The 4355-nt window shown below is 49.3% G+C and carries 3 protein-coding genes; all 3 read right to left on the reverse strand.

Annotated features, from left to right (window positions below; translation table 11 throughout):
• Nucleotides 1-206: 206 nt before the first annotated feature.
• Nucleotides 207-1451 carry a class I SAM-dependent methyltransferase gene (locus ACXJ5O_RS20070; protein WP_457301431.1) on the reverse strand — a complete coding sequence of 415 codons (1245 nt, stop codon included), beginning with the start codon at nucleotides 1449-1451 and terminating at the stop codon, nucleotides 207-209.
• An 84-nt stretch (nucleotides 1452-1535) separates the two neighbouring features.
• Nucleotides 1536-2957 (reverse strand): glycosyltransferase, encoded by a 1422-nt coding sequence (locus ACXJ5O_RS20075; RefSeq protein ID WP_457301432.1) that lies wholly within the window; start codon nucleotides 2955-2957, stop codon nucleotides 1536-1538.
• Between the two features lie 413 nt (nucleotides 2958-3370).
• A partial coding sequence (locus tag ACXJ5O_RS20080) for a glycosyltransferase family 4 protein (protein ID WP_457301433.1) occupies nucleotides 3371-4355 on the reverse strand: 985 nt, incomplete at its 5' end.

The following is a 4355-nucleotide window of genomic DNA, read 5'->3' on the forward strand; positions in this document are numbered from 1 at the left end:
AGATTGAGCACCACAATTCCTGAATGCAAAACCATGAGGCGGCGATGGACAATTAGCATTTACTTTCGCGATTTGAAATCAGGGTCGGCAATGCCTTGCGGGAGGTTCTTCGTCCCGCAAGGCAATTTTTAGAAAAGGCCTTTTAAGCAACCGCTTTCATCACTGGTCCGATATCCACTGTGGGAAAGCGGGGGCAAGTTCCCGGTTCAAATAATTTCTATCTCAGGAAACGGGAAAATGAACTTTCCGCCATCAGCCAGATATTCGCGCTCTCTCCTGAGAATTCCATCTTTGAAGTGCCACGGAAGAACCAGGAAATAATCAGGTCGCATCGCGCGCGCTTCATCTTCCGAAACAATCGGAATATGCGTTCCTGGCGTGAACCGTCCAAATTTTTCTGGATTCACCTCGGCAATTGCTGGAATCTCAGCCGGGGTCAGCCCGCAGAACTGGAGCACGACATTTCCCTTGGTCGATGCACCATATCCGAGCACTTTTTTCCCATCGCCAACCAGCGTGCGTATCAGATTGGATAGATCTGTTTTGTGCCTGAAGACACGCTCCTCAAAATCGCGAAACGGCTTTGGCGTACCCAAACCCATGCGATCTTCCTGATCCAAAAGCCAATTGATGACCGGCAGGTTCGCAGCGGGGGAACTGCTCTTTTTATGCGTGGCGGTAACAGCAAAGCTGCCGCCGTTGATATTATTCATAACAACGTCGACTATTTTCAGATCGGCTGCATCCAATATTTTGGCTACAACACCCAGAGAATAATATTCGATATGCTCGTGGCAAATCGTGTCGTAAGAATTCATTCTAAGCATGGATGGCATGTAGCTTTGTTCAAAGTGCCAGACGCCGTCCGGCGCCAAAATCTCGGCGACTTCCTGAGCGAAAGCAATCGGATTCTCGAGGTCGTAGAACATCGCAATCGATGTGACGATTTTGGCCGGTTTGGCACTTGCCGAGCGGAAGGCTTTTGCTGAAAAGAATTCCGGAACGAGCTTCACTTCTTCTGGATAGTAGCTCGAGAATTTCTTACCCGTCGGGTCGATACCAATACGCGAGAGTCCAGCTGTGGAATAGGCTTTCAATGTCGTGCAATCATTGCTGCCAATGTCGAGCACTACGTCGCCGGCTTTGGGACTTGCCAGTCTCTCCAGATAGCGAACCTTATGAGTCAGATGATCCACCATCGATTGGTTCAGGCCTGACCGGTAACCATAGTTGTCGCCGTACATCTCTGAAGGGTCGTATGAATGTTTCAGCTGCAAAAGTCCGCTGGAGGCAGACCAAACCAATTCCAGAGGGCCACTGGTGACTGGCTCATCTGGTGCCTTCGGAAACACTCCCGTTAGCGCCTGCATACCGAGATTGAGCACTGACACCAAATCTTCTTTATGACCAACGCGGCATTCGTTGATAGCCTGGTAACTCACCTGAGCCATGACGATGTTATCCTTTCTTATTGAGCGCTATACGCCGTTCCATGAGCGATTTAGGCTCACCAATGTCTCCAACCGAGCCCTACATTAGTTCTTTGAGGGTATAAAGACCTCGCAGAGTCGATCTCGAAATTTTTCATACGCAAAATTTTCAAGCGCAAAATCACGTACCGTTGCTTGTTTCTCGATCACGCCTGGCCTGTTATCCAGAATATTTATAATGCGACTAACATATCCGTCGATGTCGCCAGTCTTTTGAAGATCAAGCGCATCGGCGATGTCTCCAAGTTCCGCGACGACAAGAGGCATGTCACTCGCCACCACAGGCACTCGGAGATTTAGTGCCTCTGTGATCTGCGTCGGGAAATTTCCTTCCATCTCCGAGGTAAAAAGCAAGCAAAGTGATTTGTTGTAGACCGCCTCTAGCTGGCTATCTGAAAGCTCTTCAAGGATGGTTATGTAGCGCATTGCAGCCTTGCTAATGGTGGCTGGCGACAAATGGGTAGTCATAACGCCATGAAAACGCTCTGAGCGACCCATTCCTTTCAGCTGCTTGTTTGCCTTTTCGATCGTGGCAACAAAATCCTTGAGGCGTTTGGAAGGGCGATTGCGCGTGGGATAGAAAACGAAATGCTCTGGCAGCAGTGATTCCACCGCGTCAGTCGTATGCTCTTGATCATGCGACGCCTCATGAAGGAACGGCAGCGGAATGTGAACGATCTTCTCTGCAGCGATGTTCAAGCCGGTTCTCGGCAGATACTCTTTGGTAAAAGCAGAGTTTGTTACCACCCGCTCTGCCATGGTCGAAAGCTGACGGCCAATTTCTTCGTTTTCACGGGAAGAGCCCATCTCAAGGGAACCCTGATAGAAATGGGGCAAGTAGTCCGGTAAATACAGAGTAACTTTCTTATCCTTTAACGCCCGCAACTCAGGGAACATACAATAGTGAGGGATCAATACATCGGATATTGTGTCATCAGCGTTCAATCTATCAACATATCCAACTGCTATCGGTCGTATAGGCGTAAGCCCGCTCGTTTTCAATTTCGCCTTTAATCGAAGACCTACTTTAGCGATTACCACGGTAAAATAGGTCACTAGAGATTTCATCAGACTAAGATAGGCGCCACTCTTCAGCAAACTCTTGAATCGCTTGTGGTAAGCTAAAATCGGAAGTGTTTTGGCTTTATGAAGAATTGTGTTGGATAGCTGCTTTTCGAGCCCACTGGCGCCGCTATCCTCCACGGCATCAATATTCAAGATTTGCAGTCTCGCTACATCTTCCACGCCAGACACAAGGAAGCCGTATACTCGGGCAACATCTTGCTCACGGCTTGTTACGATCACCGTGAATTTCTCGTCTGCCAAGGCCCGCACAAACTGACGAATCACCCGGGCAATGCCTTCGGAACAATGATACTTACCATCACGTCGGACGATCAAGGGGCCGAAACCATGGAAAGGAATAAGGATCTGCCGCCCCTCCCCATCCACGCGCTTCGATGTCATTGTAGAAACCATCGTTTATATGTTTCAGAGCATGCCAAAGAATGACATCTCAAAATTCTGTGCCCAGCAAATCAAAGTCATGGAAGAAGGCCAGGCTATTCATATGCCTTTTCCGCACGCTATTTCGCTGAACATGCGCCATCGTGATGATCCCACTGATTGATGCGCATCTTGCTAGCATACCTCAAAGCTCTCCAAAAAAATGACGGTTCTCGTCGATCAGCCAAGGACGGTTAAAAAACATAACCGCCCTGGACCGAAGATTTATCAAAACGAATATTTGATACCCACTCTCTTGCCAGCAGGCTATACACCGAAGCGGAGAAAGCCGTCAATGCGACGGATTTTGAACATAACCTGCACGCGTTCCGCAACAATTGCAGACCTCGTTCGGCAACTGTGCGCCGCTGCTTTTACGGTCTCGTGGCCAGAAAGGAGGAAATTTCGTCGATGCGCTTCTGGACTTCTGCCCCTACCGCACCCAGGCCGTACCGCTCCGTTACTAGCGCCTTGCCGGAAGCAGATTTGCGTTGGCGGGCATCAGCATCTGCGAACGCTTGTCTAAATGCCTCGACCGCCGCCTCGACGTCGGGTTCCGCCCAGACTTGATCCTTTGACCACACGTATTCGTTAGGTTTGACAGTCGTCAGCTTAAAACCAACAGGAAAGCCGGTTTCCTGGGAAAGAAAGTCGGTGCTCCCCGAGTAGTCCGTTCCTATCACGATGTTGCCGAAGCTCATCGCTTCCACCATACCAAGCCCAAAACCTTCTGCGCGGTGAAGGGAGACGTAACAATCGCAAGCGCGGATCAAACCTAATACCTCGTTCCGGGACATGGTTCTGTCTATAATTGTAATTCTTGTATCCGCTTCCGCAGCGACGCGAATTTTCTCTTTTATCTCAGGATGATGCGTCTCAGCGCCTGTAGATTTTATTATTAGACCAACATTTTCAGTCTGATCAGGAAAAGCCGTCTGGAATGCTTCAAGGACGCCTAGCGGGTTCTTTCGATAGGGGGACGAGTAGTAATCGAATGAGAAGAGGAAATAGAATCGCGTATCTTGTAGTTCCAGTGCCACGCGATCGGGATAATCGGCGCGCTCGACAACCACACAAGGCGGAATGATAGTAATTTTTCCTGAGAAAATGTCCCTGAAAGCATCGCAGACAAATTGATTTGGTGCCCAAATTTCATCAATTCCACGCAACATCGGTGCCCATTCCTGAGGAGCCTTGGGAAGCTCCCAATATGTTCTTAGAATATTGTAACTGCCAGCCGTGTGTCGCGGATCTATTGATCTGAACACAGTGGGGACCTGATCTGCCGCGACCTCAATGACGTTGATGTCGTACCGATGTTGCCGATCGTATCGTTCGGGCATGAAATCGCCAATAATA

The organism is Phyllobacterium sp. P5_D12 (assembly GCF_054049495.1).

What these genes read in the sequence shown, in the direction of transcription:
- ACXJ5O_RS20070 (WP_457301431.1), bottom strand. Translation starts at nt 1,451, where the DNA reads ATGGCTCAGGTGAGTTACCAGGCTATCAACGAATGCCGCGTTGGTCAT.
- ACXJ5O_RS20075 (WP_457301432.1), bottom strand. Translation starts at nt 2,957, where the DNA reads ATGACATCGAAGCGCGTGGATGGGGAGGGGCGGCAGATCCTTATTCCT.